21 protein-coding genes are annotated in these 25,266 nt (G+C 67.3%); 19 read left to right on the forward strand and 2 right to left on the reverse strand.

All coding sequences use genetic code 11. The features are described from left to right. Nucleotides 1-489: 489 nt before the first annotated feature. The 8 genes from AC5JDC_RS29480 to AC5JDC_RS29515 all read left to right on the forward strand — a co-directional run bounded on the left by AC5JDC_RS29480 (nucleotide 490) and on the right by AC5JDC_RS29515 (nucleotide 10,012). Nucleotides 490-2,073: an ABC transporter substrate-binding protein gene (locus AC5JDC_RS29480; protein WP_495847150.1), complete on the forward strand. Its 1,584-nt coding sequence runs from the start codon at nucleotides 490-492 to the stop codon at nucleotides 2,071-2,073. Between the two features lie 136 nt (nucleotides 2,074-2,209). After that, on the forward strand, nucleotides 2,210-3,190 hold the full coding sequence (locus AC5JDC_RS29485; RefSeq protein WP_495847152.1) for an ABC transporter permease: 981 nt from the start codon (nucleotides 2,210-2,212) through the stop codon (nucleotides 3,188-3,190). 20 nt (nucleotides 3,191-3,210) lie between these two features. Continuing rightward, nucleotides 3,211-4,116: an ABC transporter permease gene (locus AC5JDC_RS29490; RefSeq protein WP_495847300.1), complete on the forward strand. Its 906-nt coding sequence runs from the start codon at nucleotides 3,211-3,213 to the stop codon at nucleotides 4,114-4,116. After that, nucleotides 4,116-5,939, forward strand: coding sequence for an ABC transporter ATP-binding protein (locus AC5JDC_RS29495; protein ID WP_495847154.1), 1,824 nt, complete (start codon nucleotides 4,116-4,118; stop codon nucleotides 5,937-5,939). Before AC5JDC_RS29490 ends, AC5JDC_RS29495 begins: the two co-directional genes overlap by 1 nt. A 128-nt stretch (nucleotides 5,940-6,067) precedes the next feature. Beyond that, nucleotides 6,068-6,835 carry a DeoR/GlpR family DNA-binding transcription regulator gene (locus tag AC5JDC_RS29500; RefSeq protein ID WP_495847156.1) on the forward strand — a complete coding sequence of 256 codons (768 nt, stop codon included), beginning with the start codon at nucleotides 6,068-6,070 and terminating at the stop codon, nucleotides 6,833-6,835. Next, nucleotides 6,822-8,102, forward strand: coding sequence for a Zn-dependent hydrolase (locus tag AC5JDC_RS29505; protein ID WP_495847158.1), 1,281 nt, complete (start codon nucleotides 6,822-6,824; stop codon nucleotides 8,100-8,102). Before AC5JDC_RS29500 ends, AC5JDC_RS29505 begins: the two co-directional genes overlap by 14 nt. A 13-nt stretch (nucleotides 8,103-8,115) precedes the next feature. Further along, complete coding sequence (locus tag AC5JDC_RS29510; RefSeq protein WP_495847160.1) at nucleotides 8,116-9,063, forward strand: phosphotransferase family protein; 948 nt, start codon at nucleotides 8,116-8,118, stop codon at nucleotides 9,061-9,063. Between the two features lie 7 nt (nucleotides 9,064-9,070). After that, nucleotides 9,071-10,012, forward strand: coding sequence for a phosphotransferase (locus AC5JDC_RS29515; RefSeq protein WP_495847162.1), 942 nt, complete (start codon nucleotides 9,071-9,073; stop codon nucleotides 10,010-10,012). Between the two features lie 106 nt (nucleotides 10,013-10,118). Here AC5JDC_RS29515 and AC5JDC_RS29520 read toward each other — a convergent pair whose 3' ends face one another. Then, the gene (locus AC5JDC_RS29520) at nucleotides 10,119-11,612 is read right to left on the reverse strand and encodes a xylulokinase (RefSeq protein ID WP_495847164.1); all 1,494 of its coding nucleotides are present in this window, start codon (nucleotides 11,610-11,612) and stop codon (nucleotides 10,119-10,121) included. Nucleotides 11,613-11,706: 94 nt separating this feature from the next. Beyond that, complete coding sequence (locus AC5JDC_RS29525) at nucleotides 11,707-12,693, reverse strand: sugar-binding transcriptional regulator (protein WP_495847166.1); 987 nt, start codon at nucleotides 12,691-12,693, stop codon at nucleotides 11,707-11,709. A gap of 113 nt (nucleotides 12,694-12,806) precedes the next feature. Here AC5JDC_RS29525 and AC5JDC_RS29530 point away from each other — a divergent pair, with 113 nt between their 5' ends. The 11 genes from AC5JDC_RS29530 (at nucleotide 12,807) to denD (ending at nucleotide 25,262) form a co-directional block, all read left to right on the forward strand. Continuing rightward, nucleotides 12,807-14,162, forward strand: coding sequence for an iron-containing alcohol dehydrogenase (locus AC5JDC_RS29530; protein WP_495847168.1), 1,356 nt, complete (start codon nucleotides 12,807-12,809; stop codon nucleotides 14,160-14,162). 4 nt (nucleotides 14,163-14,166) lie between these two features. Beyond that, complete coding sequence (locus AC5JDC_RS29535; protein ID WP_495847170.1) at nucleotides 14,167-14,982, forward strand: HAD-IIB family hydrolase; 816 nt, start codon at nucleotides 14,167-14,169, stop codon at nucleotides 14,980-14,982. Next, on the forward strand, nucleotides 14,979-16,517 hold the full coding sequence (gene glpD / locus AC5JDC_RS29540; protein ID WP_495847172.1) for a glycerol-3-phosphate dehydrogenase: 1,539 nt from the start codon (nucleotides 14,979-14,981) through the stop codon (nucleotides 16,515-16,517). The genes AC5JDC_RS29535 and glpD overlap by 4 nt, the downstream gene beginning before the upstream one ends. Nucleotides 16,518-16,616: 99 nt before the next feature. Beyond that, a complete protein-coding gene (locus tag AC5JDC_RS29545; protein ID WP_495847174.1) occupies nucleotides 16,617-17,504 on the forward strand; it encodes a carbohydrate ABC transporter permease in 888 nt (295 codons plus the stop codon). Between the two features lies 1 nt (nucleotide 17,505). Continuing rightward, nucleotides 17,506-18,387 (forward strand): carbohydrate ABC transporter permease, encoded by an 882-nt coding sequence (locus tag AC5JDC_RS29550; protein ID WP_106772613.1) that lies wholly within the window; start codon nucleotides 17,506-17,508, stop codon nucleotides 18,385-18,387. Nucleotides 18,388-18,467: 80 nt separating this feature from the next. Continuing rightward, entirely contained in the window at nucleotides 18,468-19,967 is a 1,500-nt protein-coding gene (locus tag AC5JDC_RS29555) for an ABC transporter substrate-binding protein (RefSeq protein ID WP_495847176.1), read from the forward strand. 227 nt (nucleotides 19,968-20,194) lie between these two features. Further along, on the forward strand, nucleotides 20,195-20,920 hold the full coding sequence (locus AC5JDC_RS29560) for an SDR family oxidoreductase (RefSeq protein ID WP_495847178.1): 726 nt from the start codon (nucleotides 20,195-20,197) through the stop codon (nucleotides 20,918-20,920). Between the two features lie 47 nt (nucleotides 20,921-20,967). Continuing rightward, a complete protein-coding gene (locus AC5JDC_RS29565; protein ID WP_495847180.1) occupies nucleotides 20,968-22,032 on the forward strand; it encodes an ABC transporter ATP-binding protein in 1,065 nt (354 codons plus the stop codon). A gap of 246 nt (nucleotides 22,033-22,278) precedes the next feature. Next, nucleotides 22,279-23,322: a glycerol-3-phosphate dehydrogenase gene (locus AC5JDC_RS29570; protein ID WP_495847182.1), complete on the forward strand. Its 1,044-nt coding sequence runs from the start codon at nucleotides 22,279-22,281 to the stop codon at nucleotides 23,320-23,322. 163 nt (nucleotides 23,323-23,485) lie between these two features. Next, nucleotides 23,486-24,274, forward strand: coding sequence for a FadR/GntR family transcriptional regulator (locus AC5JDC_RS29575; RefSeq protein ID WP_495847184.1), 789 nt, complete (start codon nucleotides 23,486-23,488; stop codon nucleotides 24,272-24,274). A gap of 1 nt (nucleotide 24,275) precedes the next feature. Next, complete coding sequence (gene denD, locus AC5JDC_RS29580) at nucleotides 24,276-25,262, forward strand: D-erythronate dehydrogenase (protein WP_495847186.1); 987 nt, start codon at nucleotides 24,276-24,278, stop codon at nucleotides 25,260-25,262. Nucleotides 25,263-25,266: the final 4 nt, after the last annotated feature.

The following is a 25,266-nucleotide window of genomic DNA, read 5'->3' on the forward strand; positions in this document are numbered from 1 at the left end:
TGTTTAATTTTGAGAGGGCTCGGCCCAGCGCCCCGCTTCCCGACTTCTCCCTCCGCGGCAATGGCCAAGGCCGAAGAGCAGTGTGGCGAGGAAGCCGCGCTGCCACACCGTTCCATCGGTCGCAAGCTGTCCTCTAGGCTCCAAAATGTGGTTTTGTGGGATTTGGAGAAGTTTCCACGCAAAACTCCCGACAATTCTCCGGTCCTCGTCGGAGCTGGATCACGGAAATGTGATCGGGACTTCGCATGCTCAAAATTGCGGCGGATTCATCCAGAAATTGCCTTGATCTAGCAAGCTTCTCGCCCCTTTTTCGCAAAAGTCCGCCCACGGCGAACGCCCAAATAGCAGGCAATCCAACCTGCTCTGAAGGCCACTCCAGGCGAGAAGACCTATCCCAACGTCACATTTGGGATTGTCAACTTTCGTGACGGATTTATCGTGCGGCGCGCAGAAGCCACATACGGCCGCTTTGGGAACATGGGGAACACAATGAACGACGCAACACGACGCGGTTTCTTGAAGGGAGCGGCGGCCTTGGGTGCCGGCGCCGGACTCTTCACGATCAACCCGGAATTCTTCCTTTCGCCGGCCGCCGCCCAGGAAGGCAAGACGCTGGTCTTCCTGTCGGCCGAGAACATCACCGGCAACTGGGATCCGTCGGCGCACACCACGCTGTCGCAGAAGAACATCGAAGGCTTCATCATGGGCTTCCTCACCCGCACGCCGATGCGGGTCGACAAGCCCGACGAGGTCGTCTACGAGCTCGCCACCAGCCTGACCTTGCTCGACCCCACCAAGCTCGAGATCAAGCTGCGCCAGGGCGTGAAATTCCACGACGGCAAGGAGTTCAAGGCCGAGGACGTCAAGGCGACGTTCGAATACGGCTCGCGCCCGGACCGTCCCGCCCAGTGGTATCCCGGCCCGACCGAGACGCTGACCATCACCACGCCTGACGACTACACGGTGATCGTCGACACCTCGAAGGGCGGCTATCCCGCCCACCTCTTCATGTTCCTCGCCGCCTATCTGCCGATGATGTCGGCGACCGACATCGCCGCCGGGCCGCAGGGCCCGCTGTCGCAGCGCCTTAACGGCACCGGCCCGTTCAAGTTCGTCGAGCAGCGCGGCAACGACACCGTGCTTGCCGCCAACCCGGACTATTTCCTCGGCGCGCCGAAGATTCCGGCCATCAGCTTCAACTTCGTCGGCGATTCCACAACGCGGATGCTGTCGCTGATGAACGGCCAGGCCTCCATCGTCGAGCGCCTTGAGCCGGAGCAGGTCGCCACCCTGCAGGGCAACGACAAGGTCGCCATCAGCAGCGTGGTGTCGGTCGAGAACAAGTATCTGTGGTTCCGCTGCTCCAAGCCGCCCTTCGACAATCCGCTGGTGCGCAAGGCGGCCTGCCATGCCATCGACCGCGAGCAGATCCTGGCGGTGCTGGGTGAGGCCGGCCACAAGTCGGCGAACTACGTCTCGCCGGTGAAGTTCGGCTACATCGATCTGCCGAACTATCCGGGCTACGATCCCGAGAAGTGCCAGGCGCTGCTGGCGGAGGCCGGCTTCCCGGGCGGCGAGGGCCTGCCGCCGCTGGAATACATCACCTCGGTCGGCTTCTACCCGAAGACCAAGGAGTATGGCGAGGTCATCACCGCAATGCTGCAGGAGCAGGGTTTCCCGGTGACGCTCTCGGTGCTCGAGATCGCTGCGTGGAACGAGCGCCTCTACGACCGTCCCGGCGGCGGCCCCGGCCACATGGTGGATTGCGGCTGGTCGACCGGTTCGCCGGAGCCGGACCTCGTCCTGCGCACGCATTTCCACTCCTCGTCGAAGCGCATCACCGGCATCGTCGATGCGGAGATCGACGCCAGCCTCGACAAGGAGCGCAGCGCGCCGTCGCTGGAGGAGCGCAAGGCCATCCTGCAGAGCGAGACCATGCCGCTGCTCGCCGACAAGGTGCCGGCGCTGTCGCTGTTCACCTCGGTGATGATCCACGCCATGGACAAGTCGCTGAGCGGCCTGTTCATCTATCCGGACGGCTCGATGGACGCCTCCAAGGGCGCCTTCGCCTGACCTGCCTGCCGCGCCGGGACGCTGATCCGGCGCGGCAGCTTCATCCGGCCGGGACCGAACGCCGGCCGGAGAAGCCTGCAAGCGAATGAGACGCGGGGCGCCGCCCGCCCCGTCGCAAGCGCGCCAGGAGCCCGATTTGTTCATCCTCAGCTTTCTCGTCCGGCGCCTGCTGCAAGGCGCGCTGATCATCTTCCTGGTCACGCTGCTGATCTTCACGCTGCTGCGCGTCGTGCCGGGCGATCCGGTGCGGCTGATGGCGGGCGGCATGGCGCCGGAGGCGCTGATCGAGCAGATCGCCACCGAGATGGGCCTGCGCGATCCGATCCTGGTGCAGTTCGGCCGCTACATGGGCGGCGTGATCCAGGGCGATCTCGGCCAGTCCTTCGTGCGGCCGGCCAGCGGCGCCTCGACCGGCGGCTCCGGCTTCGGCGATTCCTCGCGCGGCGACCGCGCCGAGGTGCTGACGCTGATCGCCGACACGCTGCCGATGACGCTGCAGCTCGCCGCGCTCGCCATCTTCTTCGCGCTGGTCTTCTCCTTCCTCGTCGGCGTTCCCGGCGGCCTGGCGCCGAACCGATGGCCGGACAGGGTGGCGTTCTACATATCCTCGATCTTCATTTCGCTGCCGAACTTCTGGCTGGGCATCGTGCTGGCGCTGCTGTTCTCGGTGAAGCTCGGCTGGCTGCCGGCGATCGGCTACAAGGGTTTCGCCTACACCATCCTGCCGGCCATCGTTCTGGCGGTCGAGCTGGCGCCCATCCTCATCCGCAACCTCACGGCGTCGCTGGCCGCGGTGATGCAGAGCCCGTTCATCTCAGTCGGGCGGGTGCGCGGCCTCGGCCACCGGCGCATCGTCTACGCGCACGCCTTGCGCAACGCCTCGGTGCCGCTGCTCAATCTGCTCGGCATCCAGATCAGCGGCCTGCTCGGCGGCGTGCTCATCGTCGAGTTCATCTTCGACTATCCCGGCCTCGGCCTGCTCACCGTCAATGCCGTCCTGCAGCGCGACTTCCCGCTGATCCAGGGTATCGCCATCGTCACCAGCGCGATCTTCGTGCTGATCAACATCGCGGTCGACCTGATCGCCACCCTGATCGATCCGAGGCTCGAATACTGATGAGCGTGGCAGAAACCGACATGTCCATCGCCGTTCCCATCCCTGCCGACGAGCGCAAGGGGATCTCCGTCTCCCGCCGCATCTGGCGGGCCGCCTTCGCCTCCTACGAGTTCCGCATCGGCCTCGTCATCTTCGCCGTCCTGGTGCTGGCGGCATTGCTCTATCCGTGGCTGAGCGGCATCAACCCGACCAAGATGAACGTCGCCGGGCGTCTCCAGGCGCCCTGGTTCCTCGGCGACGTCTGGAACTGGGCCGCACCCCTCGGCACCGACCAGATCGGCCGCGACATGCTGGTGCGCAGCCTGGTCGGCCTGCGCTACTCGCTGCTCATCGGCTGCTCCACGGTCGTGCTCATGCTCATCGTCGGCTGCTCGCTCGGCACGATCGCCGGCTATTACGGCGGCAAGATCGACCTCGTGCTGATGCGCATCACCGACGCCCAGCTTTCGATCCCGATGATCATCCTCGCCATCACCGTGCTCGGCGTGTCACGGCCGACGATCCCGGCGATCATCCTGGTGCTCGGCCTGTCGAGCTGGCCGGTCTATGCGCGCGTCACCCGCAGCGTCGTCATGACCGAGCGCAAGCAGGAATATGTGCGCGCCGCGCAGGTCAGCGGCGCCTCCGACTTCCGCATCATGGCGCTGCTGCTGGCGCCGCTGGTGCTGCCGCCGATCATCTTCATCTCGGTGCTCGACGTCGCCCGCATGATGATCTTCGAATCGGTGCTCGGCTTCATCGGCCTCGGCGTCCAGCCGCCCACGCCGACCTTCGGCAACATCATCGCCGACGGGCGCAAATACCTGCTCAACGCCTGGTGGATCGCCACCATGCCGGGCGTCTTCCTGTGCCTGACGCTGACCAGCATCAACCTGATGGGAGCGTCGCTCGAACGGGCCCGCAATCGCATCCACGGAGGCGCGTGATGGCGAGCCAGCCGGTCCTCTCCGTCCGCGACCTGTCGGTCGAGCTGCGCAGCGAAGGCCGCGCGCGCCGCATCGTCTCCGACATCGGCTTCGACCTTCAGCCGCGCCAGATCGTCGGCATCATCGGCGCCAGCGGCTCCGGCAAGACGGTGCTGTCGCGGGCCCTGGTCAACTGGATAGACCCGCCGCTGGCGATCTCGTCGGGCTCGGTCACCTACAAGTCGCAGAACATCCTCGACCTGCCGCCGAACCGGCTGCGGCCGCTGCGCAAGGAGATCGCCTATGTCGGCGCCAACCCGATGGGGGCGCTCGACCCGACCCTGCCGGTCGGCAGCCAGATCGTCGAGAAGATCCGCGCCCTCGTCCCCGGCATCGACACAACCGAAGCACGCAGGCGCGTCGTCGACCTGCTTGGCGCCGTACGCATCCCGTCGCCGGGCGCCCGCTTCCACGAATATCCCTCGCAGTTCAGCGGCGGCATGATGCAGCGGGCCCTGATCGTCGACGCGCTCGCCACCAACCCGGCCTTCCTGGTGGCCGACAACGTCACCCAGCCGCTCGACGTCACCGTGGCCGCGCAGGTGATGCGGCTGATGCGCGAGCTGACCGAGCGCTTCGATACGGCGGTCGTCTTCGTCTCCTCGTCGCTGCCGACGGTCAGCGAGGCCGCCGACCAGGTGCTGGTGCTGGCCGAGGGGCGGATCGTCGAGCGGCAGACGCCGCGCAAGCTGGTGGAGAGACCCGAGCATCCCTATACGGTTCAGCTCATCTCCGAGATCCCGCAGATCTGGACGGATTCCGCGCCAGTGGTGGAGAGCCCGGCGCGCACGGGCAGGCCGCTGATCCGCATCGAGGACGCGACCCGCACCTACCGGGTGCGCAAGCGCGGCACCTTCGCCAGCTTCAGCGACGTGCGGGCGGTGCGCAACGTCACCTTCGACGTCTATCCCGGCGAGAATTTCGGCATCGTCGGCGAATCCGGCTGCGGCAAGTCCACGCTGATGCGGCTGCTCAGCCGGCTGGAATCGCCCGACACCGGCCGCGTCGTCTGCGACGGCGAAGACATCGCAAGACTGTCCGGCAAGGCGCTGCTGAAATTCCGCCGCGACTTCCAGCTGGTTCTGCAGGACCCGTTCAACTCGCTGCCGCCGCGCACCGCGATCGGGGCGATCATCGAGGGGCCGCTCAAGGTGCACGGCGTGCGTGGTGCCGCCCAGCGGCGCGAGCGCGTGCTTGCGGTGATGAGCGAGGTCGGCCTGCCGGCCGCGCTCTACGAGGAACTGCCGCTGGGCCTGAGCGCCGGCCAGCGCCAGCGCGTCAACGTCGCCCGCGCCATGGTGCTGGAGCCGAAGGTGCTGATCATGGACGAGACGCTGTCGGCGCTCGACCAGACCGAGCAGTTCAAGCTGCTGAAGCTGTTTTCCGACCTGCAGGCCAGGCACGGCCTGACCTACATCTTCATTTCGCACGACATGGCCATGGTGCGCCGCGTCTGCAACCGGGTGGCGGTCATGTATCTCGGCGAGGTGGTGGAGATCGCCGAGAACGGCAAGCTGTTCTTCGATCCCGGCCATCCCTACACAAAGGCGCTGCTCAGCGCGATCCCGACGCTGGAGGAGCGGCGCTACCGCCCGGAGGAGTGCCTGCTCGAAGGCGAGCCGCCGAGCCCGATCGACCTGCCGCCGGGCTGCAGCTTCGCCAGCCGCTGCCCCAAGGCCTTCGACCGGTGCCGGGTCGAGAGCCCGAGCCTCAGCGTCGACGGCAAGGCGGGCATGGCGGCCTGCTTCCTGCTCGAAGGCGGACCGGCAAGCATCGCGGCATGACGTGCATGGGAGGAATGACGATGGAAAATGCACCGGAAAAGACCGGCACTCCAGTCCGCCGCGGTGGCGCGGCATCGCTTTGCATGGTCGACTGCTCGCAACAGTAGCCCCGCCGAGCAGGTACGGACATGAAAGAGCCCGAAGCACGCTTCGAACACATCTTGGCCGACCTCAATCGGCTCGGCCGGGTCTCCGTGCAGGATCTCGCGAGCCATTTCCACGTCAGCCGCGAGACCATCCGGCGCGACCTGAAGCAGCTCGAGATGGAAGGGCACCTGCGCTGCGTCTATGGCGGCGGCGTCAAGCCGCAGCGCGACGGCGACGAGCCGATCGCGGAGCGCATGCGCGTCAACGCCCGCGAGAAGGCCCGCATCGGCGCCGAGGCAGCCAGGCTGCTGCGCGACGACATCAAGATCTTCGTCGATGCCGGCACGACCACATTGGCCTTCGCCAAGCACCTGAAGGACTGGCCGCGGGTCACCGTCTATACGAACTCGCTCGACATCATCGAACTCCTGTGCGGCTTCGACGCGCCCAACGTCGTGGCGGTCGGAGGCCAGCTCTCGTCGAGCTACCGGGCATTCATGGGCGCCGACCCGCTGGCGATCGTCTCCCAGCATTTCTTCGACATCGCCTTCGTCGGCATCGTCGCCGTCGACTACAGGCTCGGCTTCATGGACCTCGGCCAGGACGAGGCGCTGCTGCGGCGCCTGCTGCGCAGGCATTCCAGGCAATGCGTCATGCTGGCCGACAGCAGCAAGTTTGGCCGGCAGGGCTCCATCTGCACCTACGATCTCAAGGACGTCGACATCCTGATCACCGACGCTCCGCTCAGGGCGGACTTCGCCCAGAAACTCGATCAGGCTCAAGTGAAGGTCCATTATGCTCAAGGTTGAAAGCAAAGCCTCGTCTCTCCCCGACGTCGACGCCGAGGCGCATCACCGGATGATGGAGGAGGTCTCGGCCTTCGGCGGCGGTCCGGACGGCGCCATGCACCGGCTGACGCTGTCGGAGGAGGACCGGCAGGCGCGCGACTGGCTGGCCGCCTGGATGAAACGGATCGGCCTGCGCGTCGAGATCGACCCGATCGGCAACATGTACGGGTTTCTCGACTGGGCCGGCGATGACGCGCCCCTGATCATGACCGGCTCGCATCTCGACAGCCAACCCAATGGCGGCCGTTTCGACGGCGCCTATGGCGTGGTCGCCGCCTGCAGCGCCATCGAGGCGATCCAGAAGAAGGTGGCGGAAACCGGCGTCAGGCCGCAGGCGAATTTCGCCGTCGTCAACTGGACGAACGAGGAGGGCGCGCGCTTCCAGCCGAGCCTGCTCGGCAGCGGCTTCAACACCGGCGAGCACACGCTGGAATTCGCGCTCGCCCGCAAGGACGGCGACGGCATCTCGGTCGGCGAGGCGCTGAGCCGGATTGGCTACGCAGGCAAGTCTGAGTGCGTCGTCCCCGACGCGCTGATCGAACTGCACATCGAGGGGGCGCCCTTCCTCGAAAAGTCCGGCCAGCGCTTCGGCGCCATCGACCGGTTCTGGGGCGCCACAAAATACCGGCTCGCCTTCCTCGGCCGCCAGGCCCATACAGGTCCGACGCCGATGGTCGAGCGCCGCGACGCGCTGCTGGCGGCCGGCTATCTCATCGGCGAGTTGCGGGCGATCGCCGACGAGGGCGGCGCCAATTTGCACACCTCGGTCGGCCGCCTGGAGGTCCATCCCAACTCGCCGAACGTCGTTCCGGCCGAGGCGGTGCTGTTCATCGAGCTGCGCTCGGACGACCCGGAGATCCTCGAAACGGCGGAAGAGAAGCTGAAGACCCGCATGATCGAATGCGCGGCACGTGCCAAGGTTGGCTACGAGGTGCGCTCAATCGACCGCCGCAAGGCGGGCCCGCTCGACAGCCGGCTCTACGCGCTTGCCGAGGAGACGGCGGCCGCGCTCGGCCACGAGACGATGCGGCTCTCATCGATCGGCGGCCACGACGCGATCGCCATGGCGGCGGTGACGCGCTCGCTGGTCATCCTCGTCCCCAGCGTCGGCGGCGTCATCCATCATCCCAGCGAATTCACCACGCCGGAAGACCGCCTCCTCGGCGTCGAGATCCTGGCCGGCATGCTCTGGCGCTTCTGCCAGGACGGCAAGCTGTTGAAATCGTGAACCGGACGGCGTCATGACCATCGCAGCTTCCGACGACACCGTCATCTCGATCCTGGCCGGCGTCGAGGCGTGGCGGGGCAGGACCGTCAGCGCCCAGCCGGCCGCGCCGGGCGTGGCGTCGCCGGGCCACCGCGGCGTCGACAGCCGGCGCTGGCTGATCTCGCTCGACGGCGACGCGCCGTCGCATCTGCTGAAGGTGATCGAGCCCGAGCAGGCTCGCTTCTTCGACGTCTCCGCCTCTTTCGCCGCGAATCGCGCCGCCGCCACGCTCGGCTGCACGCCGAAGGTGGTGCATGTCGACGCCCGCCGCCAGGCTATCGTCGTCGAGTTGCTCGACGGCTGGGCCACCGCCGGCATGGACGATCTGCGCAAGCCCGAAATTCTGGAAAAGGTCTTGGCGCTGAAGGCGACCCTCCGCAACGGCGCGGCCTTGGCCGGCTCCTGGACGGTGTTCGACCGGCTGCGCGCGTTCGAGGATGCCCGCCGGGCGGCGGGCGTGGAAACGCCGGACGACTTCTGGTGGATGCTGGACGCGGTCGGCGACATCGAGAAGGCGATCCTCGCCGCCGGCTGGGATGCCAGGCCCGCCCATGCCGACGGGCTCGCCTCCAACGTCATGATCGGGCCGGAGGGCGCGATCCAGCTCGTCGATTTCGACGAGGCGCGCAACGTCGATCCCGTCTACGAGCTCGGCATCCTGCTCAATGAGGCTTTTCCGTTCGAGAGCGAGATGCTGCCGGCGCTGGAGATGGCCGAAGGCAGCGTCCGCCCGGCCTCGCTCGCCCGCTGCCGGCTCTACGCGATCGCCGACGACCTGATGTGGGGCGTGTGGGGCCTGCTGATGAACGCGACGTCGAAGCGCGACGGCATCGAGTTCCTGAAATACGCGAACTGGCGCCTGCTGAGATGCCGGATGGCGCTGCGCCATCCCGGCTTCGAGGAAAAGCTGCGGAACCTGTGAGGGCATCATGGCTGACAAGAGGATCGGCGAGGCCGCGAGCGAAGCCGAGCGCGAGATCGAGGTCGTGCTGGCGGCCGTTTCGCCGTGGCAGGGCAGGGAGCTCCGCTATGGCCCCGTCCATGGCGGCATCAGCAATTCCAACTGGAAGGTGCGCATCGATGGCGAGCCGGGCAGCTATTTCGTCAAGGTGCCCGGCCGCGGCACCGAGATGTTCATCGACCGCGCCGCCGCGTCGGAAGCGAGCCGCCGCGCCGAGGCGCTGAAGATCGGCCCGCGCACCTACGATTATCTCGATCATCAGGGCGTCGAGATCGCCGACTTCATCGAGGGCCGCCGCCCCTGCACCAACAGCGACTTCCAGTCGCCGGAGGTGCGCGCCAGGGTGCTCGGCCTCTACCGCACCTTCAACGATTCCGGCCTGCTCGGCCTGACCAAGACCGTCTTCGACATGATCGAGGAGCATGTCGAGCAGGTGCGCACTCTGAACGGCGCCTTCCCCGCCGACTTCGCCTGGCTCTACAAGCAGTACCGGCTGGCGCGCTCGGCGCTCGAAGCTTCCGGCATCGACCTCGTGCCCTGCTTCAACGATCCTATGCCGGGCAACTTCCTCATCGCCGAGGACGGCTCGATCATGCTGATCGACTACGAATACGCCTCCAACAACGACCGCTGCTACGAACTCGGCATCTGGTGCGGCGAGATGTTTTTCTCCGACGCAATCGAGAACGAGGTGCTGGAGACCTATTTCGGCCGGGCCGAGCCGCGGATGAAGGCCAGGCTGATCGTGCACAAGGCGCTGGCCGACGTGAAATGGTCGACCTGGGCGATGGTGCAGAACGCGGTCTCGGCGCTCGACTTCGACTTCTACAAATACGGCGCCTGGAAGCACATGCGGGCGCGCTCGATCATGCAGGATCCGCGCTGGGTCGACTATCTCCGGGCGGTGTGAGGGCGGAAACGCCGACGATGTTGCGGACGACCCATCCGCTCCTCGCTTTCAATTCGCCTGCTGGCGCTGAGAAGCGAACCGTTCGTTGCAAGCTCGGCACGCCTTGTCAGGCGGAGCCGGCCAGCTTCATGCCCTCGTAGACCCTGGCCTGCCTTGCCGACAGCGCCTGCCAGTCGGCGAAGGCCGCCGGCGACGGGTCGACCTGCTCGGCGATGCGCGTCATCGCACGGGTGGCGGCGGCGAAGCCGGCGTGCCAGCCGGCACCGACCGCCGCGCACATGCCGGCGCCGAGCGCCGACGCCTCGTTCGACAGGCTGCGGATCACCGGCAGCCCGGTCGAGTCGGCGACCATGCGCAGCCACAGCGGGCTGCCGGCGCCGCCGCCGATGACCAGCACGCGCTCGACCCTGGCATGCTGGCGGCGCATCTGCTCGAGCGCCCGGGCGAACTCCAGCGTGATCGCCTCCAGCGAGGCGCGGTAGAGGTGGCCCATGCCCGTCTCCGGTCCCATGCCGGTGAAGGTGGCACGCGCGTTCTCGTCCCAGTGCGGGTCCATGCAGCCCATCAGGTAGGAGCACACCATCACCCCGCCCGAGCCGACCGGCAGTTTCAGCGCCTGCGCCTCCAGCCGCTCGAACACCGTCTTGTCCTCGTGGCCGCCCGCGAAGGTGTCGAGCAGCCAGTTGACGAAATAGGCGCCGCCGCGCTGGCAGCTTTCGAGCAGGTAGCCGTCGCCGGTCGGCGAGACCAGCGTGCGCCAGTAGCGGCTGAGCTCCGGCGTCGGCGACCACAGGCCGCCGACCACCGCCGTGCCGAGATTGAGATAGACCACGCCCGGGCTGGTGGCGCCGACGGCGAGGCCGGCCGAGTGCCCGTCGCCGCCGCCGGCGAATACCGGCGTGCCCGGCCGAAGTCCGGTCGCCGCCGCGGCCGCCGGCGTGACGTGGCCGATCGGCGCGCCGGGCCGGTAGAGCGGCGGCAGCTTCGACAGCGGTATGCCGAGATGGTCGAGGATTGTCCGCGACCATTGCTTTTCCTCGATGTCGAAGATGCCGAACGGGTCGGCGCTGGTCCAGCTCGCCGCCGCCTCGCCGGTCAGCTTCTGGACGAGGAAATCATGCACGCTGAGGATCTGCGCGGCGCGGTCGAGCAGCTCCGGCTGGTGCTCGCGCAGGTAGCGCAGCCGGTAGACGCAGGGGATGACGTCCACGGGCTTGCCGGAGATGGCATGCAGCCGCTCGCCGCCGAGCTCCTCTGCCAGCACCGCAACCATTTCGCGCGCCCGCCGGTCGAGCCACAGCGTCGCCGGGGCGAGCGGCCGCCGGTCGGCGTCGAGCAGCGCCATGGTCTCGCGCTGGTTGGCGATGGCGATGCCGTCTATCGCCGCCGGATCGACCTGGCCGGTGACGGCGGCGAGCGCGGTGGCCGCGGCGGTCCACCAGTCCTCCGCATTCTGCTCGGCGAGCAACGCGCCCGGCGTGCTGATCGCATGCGGCGCGCGGCCTTCGGCGCGCGGCGTGCCGTCGGCCGTCCAGGCGATCGCCTTGACCGATTGGGTGGATGAATCGATGCCCACGACATAGCGTTCATGCGGCTGCATGCAGTTCTCCTCCTCGCAGCGTCTTCCTCGCGCCGGCAGGGGGCCGGCCGGAACCGCGACGCCTCCCTTTGACAGCGCGGGCCCGGATCCTTCCTCAGCCGGCCAGCAATGCCTCGCCGGTTGCCATGTCGGTCACGAAATGGGTGGCGTAGCCGGCTTCCAGCGTGGCGGTGATGGCGGCGATCTTGGTCTGGCCGCCGGCCATGCAGATGCGGCTCTTCACCTGCCTCAGCTCGTCGAGCGTGATGCCGACCATGCGGTCGTCATGGTCGCCGCCGATCGGCATGCCGTGCACGTCGATGAAGCGGCCGATGATCACGGCGACGGCGCCCTGCTCGACATAGGCGTCGATCTCGGCCTTCGAGGCGATGCCGGAGACGCGCACCGTACTGCGCGGGCCGATGTCGCCGACGCCGAACAGGATGCGGTCGGTCGAATGGATGAGCTCGAACTGCTTCTTCAGCACCGGCTCGGCCAGCAGCATCGCCTTCAGCTCGCGCGTCGACAGCACCGCCGGCGCCAGCAGGTTGACGCAGCGCGCATGGATGCGGTTCGACAGCAGCGACGTGCACAGCTCGGCCGAGAACTCCGGCTCACCGGTCGAGCTGCCCGACACCTGCACGACCGTCACGTTCCGGACAGGCCGCGGCAGCGATATCTGGTTGGCCACCGCGAGCACGGTGCGGCCCCAGGCCACACCGATCGTGTCGCCGTCCTCGATCTGCTCGGCCAGCACCCGCGCGCCTGCGTCACCCAGCCGGTCGACCAGGTTCTGCTCGTCGCCGCTCGGGATGACGAAGGCGCCGTCCAGGCCGAATTTCTCCATGAGTGCGCGGGCGACCGCCGTGCGGCCGAAGGCCTGCGGGCTGATCCGGACGGAGACGATCTCGCGCTCGCGCGCCTCCTGCAGCAGGTTGACGATGGTGGCGCGCGATACGTTGAGCTGCTTGGCGATCTCGCTCTGCGTCAACTGGTCGGCATAATAGAGCCATGTTGCCCACATGACCGCGTCGTCGAATTCCGTCGGCAGCCTCGCCTCCGGAGTCCCACCACCTTTCGCTGCCGCATTGACGTTCGCCATAGCCTATCTGATCACGTCGGCGACATTTGTCAACGATCGCTGGCTTGTGTCTTGACATCTGCCATCGCCTGCTGTCACTTGTTCATCATCACTGAAAAAGACTGATCGAGGGCATGGAAACGGCACGGAAGCACACTGCGGGGAGCGATGCTCCGGATGGCGGTTGGACGGCGCTGATCGACGACGTGCTCGCCGGCCGCTGGATCAGCCCGGACACGGGCAAGGCGGAGCGGGTGCCCTATGACAGCATCGTCATCGAGGAGAGCCTCGAAGGCGCGGAGGCCGACCTTGTCGCCAGCCTGAAGCTCGGCGAGAAATTCACCGTCGTCGCCGATGCCGACACCTGGGACGCGATGGGCTCGCGGGTCGCCAGGGCGCTGGCGAGGCTCGGTCCGGTCGACATCGTCATCCTTGACCACCCGCATGCCGACATGGCCAGCATCGAGCTGCTCACCGGCAAGCTTGCCGGCAGCGAGGCCGTCGTCGCCGTCGGGTCGGGCACCATCAACGACCTCTGCAAGTTCGTCACCGGCAGGCAGGGCCGCCGCTATTGCGTGTTCGGCACCGCTGGGTCGATGAACGGCTACACCTCGACCACCGCCTCGATCACGCTGGAGAGCGGGCTGAAGGTGTCGCTGCCGTCGCATGCGCCGGCAGGCTTCTTCGTCGATCTCGGCGTCTCGGCGGCTGCGCCGAAGCATCTCGCCGCCGCCGGCTTCGCCGATTGCCTCGTGCGCTCGGTCGCGCAGGTCGACTGGTGGCTGTCGCACCGGCTGCTCGGCTCGCTCTATGCCACCGCGCCCTACGCGCTTCAGGACGAGGACGAGAAGGCGCTGAACGCCCGTGCCGGCCTGCTGCCGAAAGGTGACATCGGCGCGCATGGCTATCTCTACCGCGTGCTCACCCTGTGCGGGCTCGGTGTGTCGATGACCGGCATGTCGCATCACGGCTCGATGGGTGAGCACCAGATTTCGCACTACATCGACTGCTTCGCCGGCGACCGGCACCCCGGCACGCTGCACGGCCAGCAGGTAGGCGTCGGCGTGCTCACCATGGGGCGGTTGCAGCGCCGGATGCTTGCGAGCGACAAGGCGCCGGTGATCCGCCCGACCCGCATCGACCCCGACGCCATGGCGCGCCGCATGGGCGCGGAGGTCGCCGGGCAATGCTGGGCCGAGATCCAGCCGAAGATCTTTGACGAGAAGGGCGCGGATGCCTTCAACGCGAAGCTGGAGGCGCTGTGGCCGCAGCTCAGGCGCGAGCTGCAGGCCTTCGTCATCCCGGTCGACGAGATGAGCCGGCTGCTCGCCGCCGCCCAAGGGCCGATGACCGCCGCCGACCTCGGCCTGCCCGTCGATTTCTACCGCGAGGCGGTCCTGCACTGTCGCGAGATGCGCAACCGCTATTCCTTCCTCGATCTTGCCGCCGACGCCGGCATCCTCGAGGATTTCGTCGCCGCGGAGGCCTGAGCAGATGCGGCCGGTCGCCGACATGCCGATCGAGACAGCCGCCGGCGTCACGGTGCTGTTCGCCGACATCGACGACACGCTGACCCATGAAGGCCGGCTGCCGGCCTGCGCCTATGAAGCATTGGAAGCGCTGGCCAAGGCCGGCATCGCGGTGGCGCCGATCACCGGCCGGCCGGCCGGCTGGTGCGACATGATCGCTCGCATGTGGCCGGTCGCCGGCGTCGTGGGCGAGAACGGCGCCTTCTATTTCTCCTACGACGAGGCGGCGCGGAAGATGCGGCGCTCTTTCGCCATCGACGCGGAGACCCGCGCCAGGGACCGCGAGCGGCTGAAGGCGGTGCGCGAGCGCATTTTGCGCGAGGTGCCGGGCGCGGCGGTCTCGGCCGACCAGCTCTACCGCGAGGCGGATCTCGCCATCGACTTCTGCGAGGACGTGCCGGCGCTGCCCAAGGCCGACGTGATCCGCATCCGCGAGATCTTCGAGGAGGAGGGCGCCGTCGCGAAAATCTCCTCCATCCATGTCAACGGCTGGTTCGGGCAATACGACAAGCTGACAATGTCGCGGCGCTTCGCCGCCGACATTTTGGACATCGACATCGATCGGGATCGCGACCGCATCGTCTTCGTCGGCGACAGTCCCAACGATGCGCCGATGTTCGGCTTCTTCCCCAACGCCTGCGGCGTCGCCAACGTGCTGACATTCCGCGGCGAGTTGGAGGCCGAGCCGGCCTACGTCACCAAACGCGAGGGCGGCTTCGGTTTCGTCGAGGTGGCCGACCGGCTGCTGTCGGCGCGCGCCGTAAAGGCGGGTGCCGCATGAGGGCCGTCCACGACCTTGCCATCATCGGCGGCGGCATCAACGGATGCGGCATCGCCCGCGATGCGGCGGGGCGCGGGCTGAGCGTGTTTTTGTGCGAGCAGGGCGACCTCGGCTCTGGAACGTCGTCGGCCTCGACCAAGCTGATCCATGGCGGGCTGCGCTACCTCGAGCACTATGATTTCAAGCTGGTGCGCCATGCGCTGGCCGAGCGCGAGCGGCTGTGGGCGATCGCGCCGCACATCATCTGGCCGCTGCGCTTCGTGCTGCCGCACCGCAAGGGCCTGCGGCCGGCCTGGCTGCTCCGGCTCGGCCTGTTCATCTACGATCATCTCGGCGGGCGCAAGCTGCTGCCGGCCACCCGCACCCTGCGGCTGGCCAGCGACCCGCTCGGCGCGCCGCTGCACGACGTGTCGTCGCTCGGCTTCGAATATTCGGACTGCTGGGTGCAGGACAACCGGCTGGTGGTGCTGAACGCGCGCGACGCCGAGTCCAAGGGCGCCGACATCCGTACGCGCACCCGCTGCACCGCCGCCAGGCGCGAGCGCGGCCTGTGGCGGCTGACGCTGCAGGATGCCGACGGCGGGCCGGCCTACACCATCCAGGCCCGCGCCGTCGTCAACGCCGCCGGCCCATGGGCCGAGCGCGTGCTGTCCTCGGTCGCGCAGGTGAAGGCTCCGGGGGCGCTGCGGCTGGTGCAGGGCTCGCATATCGTGGTCAAGCGGCTCTACGAGCACGACCGCTGCTACATCTTCCAGAACCCGGACGGCCGCATCTTCTTCGCCATTCCCTATGAGGAGGATTTCACCCTCATCGGCACCACGGACCGCGATTTTGCCGGCGAACCGGGCGCGGTGAAGGCTTCGGCCGAGGAGATCGCCTATCTCTGCGATGCCGCGTCCTCCTATTTCCGCAAGGCGCTGACGCCGGACGACGTCGTCTGGAGCTATTCGGGCGTGCGCGCTTTGTTCGACGACGGCGCGAAGAACGCGCAGAAGACGACGCGCGACTACGTGCTGGCGCTCGATGCCGGCAACGGCGAGGCGCCGCTGCTGTCGGTGTTCGGCGGCAAGATCACCACCTATCGCTGCCTGGCCGAGGACGCGCTGGAGAGGCTGGCGGCTGTCTTCCCCGAGTGGAGGTCGCATGCCGGCTGGACGGCGACGAAACCGCTGCCCGGTGGGGATTTTCCGGTGGGCGGGGCCGAAACGCTCGCCCGCCATTTGCGGCGGGACTATCCGTTTCTCGACGAGCGCGCGGCGCGGCGGCTGGTGCGCCACTACGGCACCGAGGCGCGCGCCATTCTCGGCAAGGCGAAGAGCGCCGCCGATCTCGGCCGCGACTTCGGCGGCTCGCTCAACGAGGCCGAGGTGCGCTTCCTGATCGACCATGAATATGCCGCAAGCGCCGAGGACATCGTCTGGCGGCGCACCAAGTCGGGACTGCGCATGACGGCCGCGGAGATCGCCGCGCTCAATGCGTGGCTGGAGGATTTCAGGAGGCAAATGGCGGCATCGCTGCTGAAGCAGGCGGGCTGAGACGCCGGGTGGAGCAGGGCGGTACGCCGCCCGTGGAACGATGGAACGCCGGACCAATCCGAGGAGAGGATTGGAAGGCTGTGGAGGAGTAAGCATGGGATGAGCGTCGCACAGGTCAAGCGCATCTCGATTTCGGATTCGCCGATACCTTGGCTGCTGCCGCTGGTCAGCCTGCTGGTGGTCTTCACCATCTATCCACTGATCTACAACATCTGGCTCTCCTTCCACGAGTTCGTGCCGCGCAAGCGCGCGCTGCAGTTCGTCGGCTTCAACAACTGGGTGCAGCTCTGGAACGACACCCGATTCTGGAGCTCGCTCGGTGTCACCTTCGCTTATTTCGCCATCGCGCTGGTGTTCGAGCTGGTGCTGGGCATGGCGATCGCGCTCCTGCTTGACGCCGAGCTGCCCGGGTTCGGGCCGCTGCGCGCCATCCTGTCGCTGACGCTGGTGATCCCGCCTGCCATCGCCGGCATGATGTTCCTGTTGATGGAGGACCCGCAGTTCGGGGCGCTGACCTACATCCTCAATTCGCTGGGGCTGCTCGACAAGTCGATACCCATCCTGGCCACATCGTCCACGGCGCTCGCCGGCGTGCTCTTGGCCGAGATCTGGCAATGGACGCCGTTCATGGTCCTGATCTTCCTCGCCGGCCTGCGCTCGCTGCCGGCCGAGCCTTACGAGGCGGCGATGATAGACGGCGCCTCGTCGTTCCAGATGTTCCGCCGGCTGACGCTGCCGATGATGTCCCGGGTGATCGCGGTGGCGGTGCTGCTGCGCGGCATCGACCTGTTCCGCGTCTTCGACTACGTCTTCGTCATGACCTCGGGCGGGCCGGGCACCGCCACCTACAGCCTCAGCCTCTATGCCTGGCAGCAGACCTTCAGCTTCATCAAATGGGGCTACGGCGCCACCCTCAGCCTGGTGAGCCTGGTGATCATCATGGTGCTCGCCAACGTCTTCATCAAAGTCTTCAAGGTGAGGTGGTGACATGCATATGAGCGCCGGCCAGCGGACGCTGCGTACCATCGCCGGGTGGGCGGTGGTCGGGCTGTTCTTCTTCCCCATCTACTTCTGGACGTCGGTCGCCTTTCGCGACGCCAAGGACATCTTCTCCTGGCCGCCGAAATTCTTCGAGTTCCCGCCCACGGTGCGCAATTTCGAGCAGGTGTTCGGCATCTCGCTCGGCTTCGGCTTCGGCAACCAGGACGTGGTGACGCCCGGCGGCGGCAATTTCTACATGGCGCCGCGGCTGTGGGACTCGATCGTGATTGCCTCGATGTCGACGGTGCTGGCGATCGTGGTGGCGACGCTCGCCGCCTATTCGCTGTCGCGCATGGATTTCCGCGGCCGCCACCACTTCGTCAACTGGGTGCTGTCGACGCGCATGATGCCGCCGGTGGCGGTGGCCGTGCCGATGTTCTTCATCTTCAAGCAGTTCAACCTGCTCGACACCTATACCGGCATCATCCTGGTGCACGGGCTGATGAACCTGCCGCTGGCGGTGCTGCTGCTGAAGAGCTTCTTCGACGACATCCCGGCGGAGATCGACGAGAGCGCGCTGCTCGACGGCGCGTCGCGTTGGACCATCTTCCGGCGCATCGTGCTGCCTATGGCCAAGGGCGGCATCGCCGCCACCGCGGTGCTGTGCTTCATCTTCTCGTGGACCGAGTTCCTGTTCGTGCTGACGCTCACCCAGACCAGCATCAAGACGGTGCCGGTGGTGTCGTCGACCTTCGTTACGTCGATCGGCACGGCCTGGGGCAACATGGCCGCCCTCGGCGCCGCGGCGATCGTCCCCGCATTCATCGTCATCATGCTGGTGCAGCGCCATCTGGTGCGCGGCCTCACCATGGGATCGCTGAAGCAGTGATCCGGCGGACATCCGTCCGCCGGCGGAGTTGAAAGAACCGGGAGGCGAGGTCGCCGCCCGAAAAATGGAGGAGAAGAAGGATGAAAGACAAGGACAGAAAGCTCTATCTGTCCTCGCTCACGGACAAGCTCGTCCGTGGCGAGATGGGGCGCCGCGACTTCCTGCGGCTCTCCGGCAAGCTCGGCCTCGGCGCCGGCGCGCTCGGCATGGGCCTCGGCCCGCGGCCGTATTTCGGCGTCTCCAGCGCGCAGGCGCAGGAAGCCGTACAGCCTTCGGCCGAGGTGATCGCCTGGCTGAAGGAGGTCGGCAAGCCGTTCGCCGGCACCACGCTGAAGCTGGCGACGGAATCGACGCCGCCCTCCAACGCCATCAACTCGCAGCTCAAGAAGTATTTCGAGGAAGCGACCGGCATCAAGGTCGAGATCGAAGTGCTGCCGCTGGAGCAGGTGCTGCAGAAGCTGACGCTCGACGTCGCCTCCTCGCTTGGTACCTACGACCTCTATTACATCGACCAGAGCTGGGCGGCGAGCTTCAGCCAGGACGTGTTCGACCCGCGCGAGCAGATCTCGGCCAAGCCCGACCTCGCCATGCCGAACTACAACATCGACGACTTCCTGCCGGCGCTGGTCGACGGCATCGCAATGTACGAGGGCCGCATGGTCGGCGTGCCCTACGACATCCCGATCTTCATCATGATCTACCGCAAGGACGTCTATGAGGAACTCGGCCTGAAGGCGCCGACCACCTTCGAGGAACTCTACAACAACTCCAAGGCGATCACCGACAAGAAGGGGCCGAACCTCTTCGGCTATGCCGGCCAGATGAAGTCGGGTCACTACGCGCTGGAATGCGAATGGACCTCGATGCTGTGGGGCCATGGCGGCTCGATCTTCCGCAGCGACGGCACCTTCTCCGGCAATGACGAGCAGGGCATCGCGGCGCTCGACTACTACACCAAGCTGCGGGCGATCATGCCTCCGGGCGTCGACGGCTGGACCTGGGACGGCCAGGGCCAGGCGGTGGCGCAGGGCGTGGCGGCATCCATGCTCTCCTGGGGTGAGTTCTTCCCCTATTTCGACGACCCGACGCAGACAAAAGTGTCGGGCCTGTGCGAGGCGGTCATCCCGCCGCAGCCGATCGCGCTGCGCACCGTCAAGGAGACCGGCTACGGGGAAATCCCCGGCGTCGGCCATCAGGGCGGCTCGTCGCTGGCGGTGTCGAAATACTCCAAAGCCCCGGATGCGGCCTGGCTGTTCATGCAGTGGGCGACCTGCGCCGACACGCAGGCGCTGATCACCGTGCTCGGCGGCGGCACCGGTCCGACTCGCGCCAGCGTCTATGACGATCCGCGCGTCAAGGCCAATGCCCGCGTCGGCGCCGGCACCACGCGCCACCTGCCGGTGGTGCGCGAGACCATCGCCAAATACATGGGCTCCGAGCCGGACCTGCCGGAATGGGCGCAGCTCTCCAGCGACACGATTCCGGTCGGCCTCGGCAAATATTTCGCCGGTGGCTACGGCTCGTCGAAGGAGGCGATGGACGACATCGCCACCCAGGTCGCAGCGGTGCTCAAGGGCTGACATACGGGCAAGATGGGCGGCCGGCATGTCTTGCCGGCCGCCCGTTCACCCCACCCGCCTCGCTTCGCTCGGCACCCTCCCCATCGAGGGGAGGGAGGGGCGCCAAGCTCGCCGGCCTCCTCCCCCTCGATGGGGGAGGTGGCCCGCAGGGCCGGAGGGGGTGAGACAGTCAACCACAACGGCCGCTGCTATAAGAAGAACGACAACGGAATGCCGAGGAGGAAGATTTGGACAGGAAACCACTGATCGCGATCACCGGCGCCAGCTCCGGCATAGGCGAGGCGGCGGCGCGCGCCTTCTCGGCCGCGGGCCATCCGGTGCTGCTGATGGCGCGAAGGCTCGAGCGGCTGAACGCGCTGGGCCTGCCCGATGCCGTCATCCGCCAGGTCGACGTGCGCGACCGCGCCGCGCTCGCCGCAGCCGTGGCCGATGCGGAGGCGGAGCACGGGTCGGTCGACATGATGTTCGCCAATGCCGGCATCGCCCGGCTGGGCGACATCGGTCGCCAGCCGCCGGAAGACTGGGACGAGATGATCGACATCAACACCAAGGGCGTCATGAACACCGTGCACGCCGTGCTGTCCGGCATGGTGGCGCGCCGGCAGGGCACGCTGGTGATGATGAGCTCGATCGCCGGTCGAAAGGTCTATCCGGACCACACCGTCTATTGCGGCACGAAGTTTTTCGTGCACGCCGTGTCGGAAAGCCTGCGCGAATACCTCGCCCCGCACGACGTGCGCGTCATCGTGGTATCGCCGGGCATCATCGACACCGAGGTGCTGGACGGGGTGCGCGACGAGACGACGCTTGCCAACTACAAGGCCAACAAGCAGGCGATCGGCGGCGGCATCTCGGCCGATGTCGTCGCAAAACTGATCCTCGACGCCTACGAACTGCCGCAGCGGGCGATCGTCCAGGAAATCGTCATCACGCCGACCAGGCAGAAATATTGATCCGTCGGCCGACAGGCCGGCGACAGACGACGGGTGGAGCGCTTTTCATGGCGACAGTGGAATACAAGGGCATCGGAAAATCCTTCGGTGCGGTCAACATCCTGCGCGACGTGTCGTTCCGCATCGAGGACCGCCAGTTCGTCGTGCTGCTAGGCCCGTCGGGCTGCGGCAAGACGACCCTGCTGCGCATGACCGCCGGCCTGGAGAGCGTCAGCGAGGGCGACCTGTCGATCAACGGCAGGCGGGTCAACGACGTCCACCCGCGCGACCGCGACATCGCCATGGTGTTCCAGAACTACGCGCTCTATCCGACGATGAAGGTCTACGAGAACATCTCGTTCAGCCTGGAAGTGGCGAAGATGCCGGCGGCCGAGATCAAGCAGCGCGTCGAGCGCGCCGCCGAGATTCTCAATCTGACGCCGTATCTGCAGCGTTATCCGAAACAGCTTTCCGGCGGCCAGCGGCAGCGCGTGGCGATGGGCCGCGCCATGGTGCGTGAGCCCTCGGTATTCCTGTTCGACGAGCCGCTCTCCAATCTCGACGCCAAGCTCAGGGCGCATATGCGCACCGAGATCAGGCAATTGCACAACCGGCTGAAGACCACGACCATCTACGTCACCCACGATCAGGTCGAGGCGATGACCATGGCCGACGTCATCGTCGTCATGCGCGCCGGCAAGATCGAGCAGATCGGCTCGCCGGACGACGTCTACGACCGGCCGGCCAGCAAATACGTCGCCGACTTCATCGGTGCCTCGGCGATCAATTTTCTGCCCGGCACGGCCGCAAGCGGGGCGGGCGTGCCCGCCGTCGACACGGCGAGCGGTCGCATCCTGCTGGAGGAAGGCTCCGGTGTAAAACCGGGGCAGCGCGTCGTGCTCGGCCTGCGGCCGACCGACGTTACTGTGGCGGCCGACGGGGCGATTGGCGCCCGCGCCGTGCTTTTGGAACGTCTCGGCCACGATGCGCAATTGTTCTGCGAGGGCCCGGACGGTCGCTTCGTCGCGGTCGTCGACAAGGGGCTGCGCTTCGAGGAAGGCAGCGAGGTCCGCTTCGCCATCCCGCCTTCCAAGGTGCATGTCTTCGACGCCGAGACGGAGGCGCGCATCTGAGCCGGCAGGAACCTCTTGGCGGCAAGGCAAGTGCATATGAAATACCCCCACCCCTAACCCCTCCCCACAAGGGGGAGGGGGACTCTGCGGCCTTCCTGCCAAGTAAATCGTCGGCGGTTGGCGCCTGGCGGAGATGCAAGCCAGTCCCCCTCCCCCTTGTGGGGAGGGGTTAGGGGTGGGGGTATTTGAGGTTGTCGGTTACCCGAAGCCGCAGTCGCAAACATGAGAAAATCGTAGGAGCCGCCAATGGCAACGATCCTGATCCTCGGCGCCGGCGTCATGGGCAGCGCGCTGGCCGTGCCCGGCGCCGACAACGGCAACGACGTGCTGCTTGCCGGCACGCCGCTCGACGCCGCGGCGGTCGCGCGCATGAAAACCGCCGGCGGCGTGCACCCGAAACTGGATCATCCGCTGCCCGGCCGGGTCACGCCGTTGGCCGAGGACGAACTCACCGCCTCCCATGTCGAGGCGGCCGACGTCATCGTGGTCGGGGTCAGCAGCCCCGGCATTCCCTGGGCGGTCGAAAAGCTTAACACGCTGATGAGACGCGAGCGGCCGGTCGCCTTCGTCACCAAGGGGCTCGACAGGGTGGGGCCGTCGCTGACGACGCTGGCCGAGTCCTTGCGGCCGCAACTGCCCAAGATGAAGACCTTCATCGGCATCGGCGGCCCGTGCATCGCCCGCGAGCTCGCCAACCGCAACCCGACGGCCAGCGTCTATGCCTCGGCCGACGGCCAGTCCGCGGCAAAAGCCTTCGCCGCGTTGATGGCGACGGACTATTATCGCCTGTCGACCAGCGACGACGTCACCGGCGTCGAGGCCTGCGCGGCGCTGAAGAATTTCTATGCCATCGGCGTCGCCGCCATGCAGACGCGCTATCCCGACGCGGCCCGTCCCGACGGCCAGTCGAAGAACCCGACGGCGGCCGCCTTCACCCAGGCCGCGCTGGAGATGGCGCGGCTGTGCGAGCGCTTCGGCGGCCGGCGCGACACCGCCTTCGACCTCGCCGGCATCGGCGACCTGCACGTCACTGTCGGCGGGGGGCGTAACAGCAGGCTCGGCCATGGCCTCGGCCTCGGACGCACGGTCTCCGGCATGATGGCCGGGGAGCTGGCGGGCGAGACGGTCGAAGGCATCGACACGGCCCGCATGCTGTCCGCCTGGCTGGAGCCGGCGCCCGGCCTCGCCGCGCTCGAGCGCGCGCGCTTCCCGCTGGCGCTGGCGATCATCGACGCCGTGTTGCGGGACGAGCCGTTCGTGTTCGATTTCGGGGGCCTCACGGTTTCCTGAGGAGCGCAATCGCATATGGGATTGCCGGAAACCGGAGGACGCGGAAGGTGCCCGGCCCTCGGCGCCTCCCCAGGCCCCAAACACCCCCGGCAAATTAGCGCGTGACAGCGAAATCAAACTGCGCTAACTGGACTACTTAACAGTCCAGTTGACCGGTGACTCGATGGCGATACCGCTCTCTCCGCTGAACGAGGCGATCCACAAGCAGACGGCGAAGGAGATCATCCGCGACAAGATCGTGTCGCTGATCGCCTCGGGGATTCTTCAGGTCGGCGACGAGCTGCCGAGCGAGCGCGAGCTGGCGACCATGCTGGCGGTCAGCCGCGAGACGGTGCGTGGCGCGGTGCAGCGGCTGGCCGGCGAGGGCGTCGTCCAGGTGTCGCAGGGCGCGCGCACCCGCGTCGCCAACGTCAAGGTCGACGTCGGCAAGCAGCGCATCGGCGTCACCGACCCGTCTTCCATCAACGGCTACAGCCTGGAGGCCGTGCACGCCGCCCGCCTGCTGGTCGAGACGGCCGTGGTGGCCGACGCGGCCCGGCATCTGAGCGAGGAGGACATCAGGCGCCTCGACGATTCCATCGACGCGCAGGAGCAGGCCGCCAACGATCCCGTACGCTTCCTGATCTGCGGCCGCGAATTCCACCTCACCATCTACTACGCCTGCCAGAACCGGCTGCTCGCCGACTTCGTCGTCGACCTCTACACCTACATGCTCGACCACCGGCGCATCGCCATGGGCAGGCCGGGCGCCATCGAGAAGAGCCTCGAGGACCATCGCTTCATCGTCAGGGCGCTGAAGATGCGCAATCCGGAGGCGGTGGCGGCGGCCTTTTCCGAGCACATCCTGCGCATCCACGACACCAGCCGGGACGTCAACGAAGGCGGGGCGGACATGATCCTGAAGGCCGCCGGCAAGGCCGGGGCCTCGGACGGCGAGAGGGAGCAGGCCTGACATGAACATCTTCGTCGTCGGTGCCGCCGGCATGCTCGGCCGCAAGCTCGTCGCCGCCCTGATCCAGCGCGGGACCCTGCGCGGCCGGCGCATCGAGACCCTGACGCTGGCCGACATCGTGGAGCCGCAAAGGCCGGACTTCGGCGGCAGGGTCGAGACCGTCGCCGTCGATCTCGCCGCTCCCGAGACGGCGGCGCGGCTGGTTGCGTCGCGGCCCGACGTGATCTTCCATCTCGCCGCGGTGGTATCGGGCGAGGCCGAAGCCGATTTCGACAAGGGATACCAGGTCAATCTCGACGGCACACGCTCGCTGTTCGAGGCGGTCCGCCGGGCTGGCGCCGCCGCGCCCTATTGTCCGCGCGTCGTCTTCACCTCCTCGATCGTCGTGTTCGGCGAGCCGCTGCCCGAGGTGATCGCGGATTCGCACTGCCTGACGCCGCTCACCAGCTATGGCACGCAGAAGGCGATCGGCGAGCTGCTGCTGGCCGACTATTCGCGGCGAGGTTTTCTCGACGGCGTCGGCATCCGCCTGCCGACCATCTCGATCCGGCCGGGCAAGCCCAACAAGGCCGCTTCCGGCTTCTTTTCCAGCATCCTGCGCGAGCCGCTGATCGGCCGGGAGGCGGTGCTGCCGGTGGCCGAGACGGTGCGGCACTGGTTCGCCAGCCCGCGCGCCGCGGTCGACTTCATGCTGCACGCCGCCGAGCTCGACTCGGCGCCGCTCGGATCGCAGCGGACCATCACCATGCCCGGCCTGTCTGCCACGGTGGCCGACCAGATCGAGGCGCTGCGCCGGGTGGCGGGCGAGGGCGCGGCACGGCTGATCCGACGCGAGCCCAATCCGGTGATCGCCGGCATCATCGCCGGCTGGCCGCGCAGCTTCGATGCCCGCCGCGCCGAGGCATTCGGCTTCCGTGCCGAAAAATCCTTCGACGACATCATCCGCGTCCACATCGAGGACGAGCTTTCCGGCGTCGAGCCGGCTTGAGGCG

It is taken from the genome of Kumtagia sp. (genome assembly GCF_059502445.1).

What these genes read in the sequence shown, in the direction of transcription:
- AC5JDC_RS29480 (WP_495847150.1), top strand. Translation starts at nt 490, where the DNA reads ATGAACGACGCAACACGACGCGGTTTCTTGAAGGGAGCGGCGGCCTTG.
- AC5JDC_RS29490 (WP_495847300.1), top strand. Translation starts at nt 3,211, where the DNA reads ATGTCCATCGCCGTTCCCATCCCTGCCGACGAGCGCAAGGGGATCTCC.
- AC5JDC_RS29495 (WP_495847154.1), top strand. Translation starts at nt 4,116, where the DNA reads ATGGCGAGCCAGCCGGTCCTCTCCGTCCGCGACCTGTCGGTCGAGCTG.
- AC5JDC_RS29500 (WP_495847156.1), top strand. Translation starts at nt 6,068, where the DNA reads ATGAAAGAGCCCGAAGCACGCTTCGAACACATCTTGGCCGACCTCAAT.
- AC5JDC_RS29505 (WP_495847158.1), top strand. Translation starts at nt 6,822, where the DNA reads ATGCTCAAGGTTGAAAGCAAAGCCTCGTCTCTCCCCGACGTCGACGCC.
- AC5JDC_RS29510 (WP_495847160.1), top strand. Translation starts at nt 8,116, where the DNA reads ATGACCATCGCAGCTTCCGACGACACCGTCATCTCGATCCTGGCCGGC.
- AC5JDC_RS29515 (WP_495847162.1), top strand. Translation starts at nt 9,071, where the DNA reads ATGGCTGACAAGAGGATCGGCGAGGCCGCGAGCGAAGCCGAGCGCGAG.
- AC5JDC_RS29520 (WP_495847164.1), bottom strand. Translation starts at nt 11,612, where the DNA reads ATGCAGCCGCATGAACGCTATGTCGTGGGCATCGATTCATCCACCCAA.
- AC5JDC_RS29525 (WP_495847166.1), bottom strand. Translation starts at nt 12,693, where the DNA reads ATGGCGAACGTCAATGCGGCAGCGAAAGGTGGTGGGACTCCGGAGGCG.
- AC5JDC_RS29530 (WP_495847168.1), top strand. Translation starts at nt 12,807, where the DNA reads ATGGAAACGGCACGGAAGCACACTGCGGGGAGCGATGCTCCGGATGGC.
- AC5JDC_RS29535 (WP_495847170.1), top strand. Translation starts at nt 14,167, where the DNA reads ATGCGGCCGGTCGCCGACATGCCGATCGAGACAGCCGCCGGCGTCACG.
- glpD (WP_495847172.1), top strand. Translation starts at nt 14,979, where the DNA reads ATGAGGGCCGTCCACGACCTTGCCATCATCGGCGGCGGCATCAACGGA.
- AC5JDC_RS29545 (WP_495847174.1), top strand. Translation starts at nt 16,617, where the DNA reads ATGAGCGTCGCACAGGTCAAGCGCATCTCGATTTCGGATTCGCCGATA.
- AC5JDC_RS29550 (WP_106772613.1), top strand. Translation starts at nt 17,506, where the DNA reads ATGCATATGAGCGCCGGCCAGCGGACGCTGCGTACCATCGCCGGGTGG.
- AC5JDC_RS29555 (WP_495847176.1), top strand. Translation starts at nt 18,468, where the DNA reads ATGAAAGACAAGGACAGAAAGCTCTATCTGTCCTCGCTCACGGACAAG.
- AC5JDC_RS29565 (WP_495847180.1), top strand. Translation starts at nt 20,968, where the DNA reads ATGGCGACAGTGGAATACAAGGGCATCGGAAAATCCTTCGGTGCGGTC.
- AC5JDC_RS29570 (WP_495847182.1), top strand. Translation starts at nt 22,279, where the DNA reads ATGGCAACGATCCTGATCCTCGGCGCCGGCGTCATGGGCAGCGCGCTG.
- AC5JDC_RS29575 (WP_495847184.1), top strand. Translation starts at nt 23,486, where the DNA reads ATGGCGATACCGCTCTCTCCGCTGAACGAGGCGATCCACAAGCAGACG.
- denD (WP_495847186.1), top strand. Translation starts at nt 24,276, where the DNA reads ATGAACATCTTCGTCGTCGGTGCCGCCGGCATGCTCGGCCGCAAGCTC.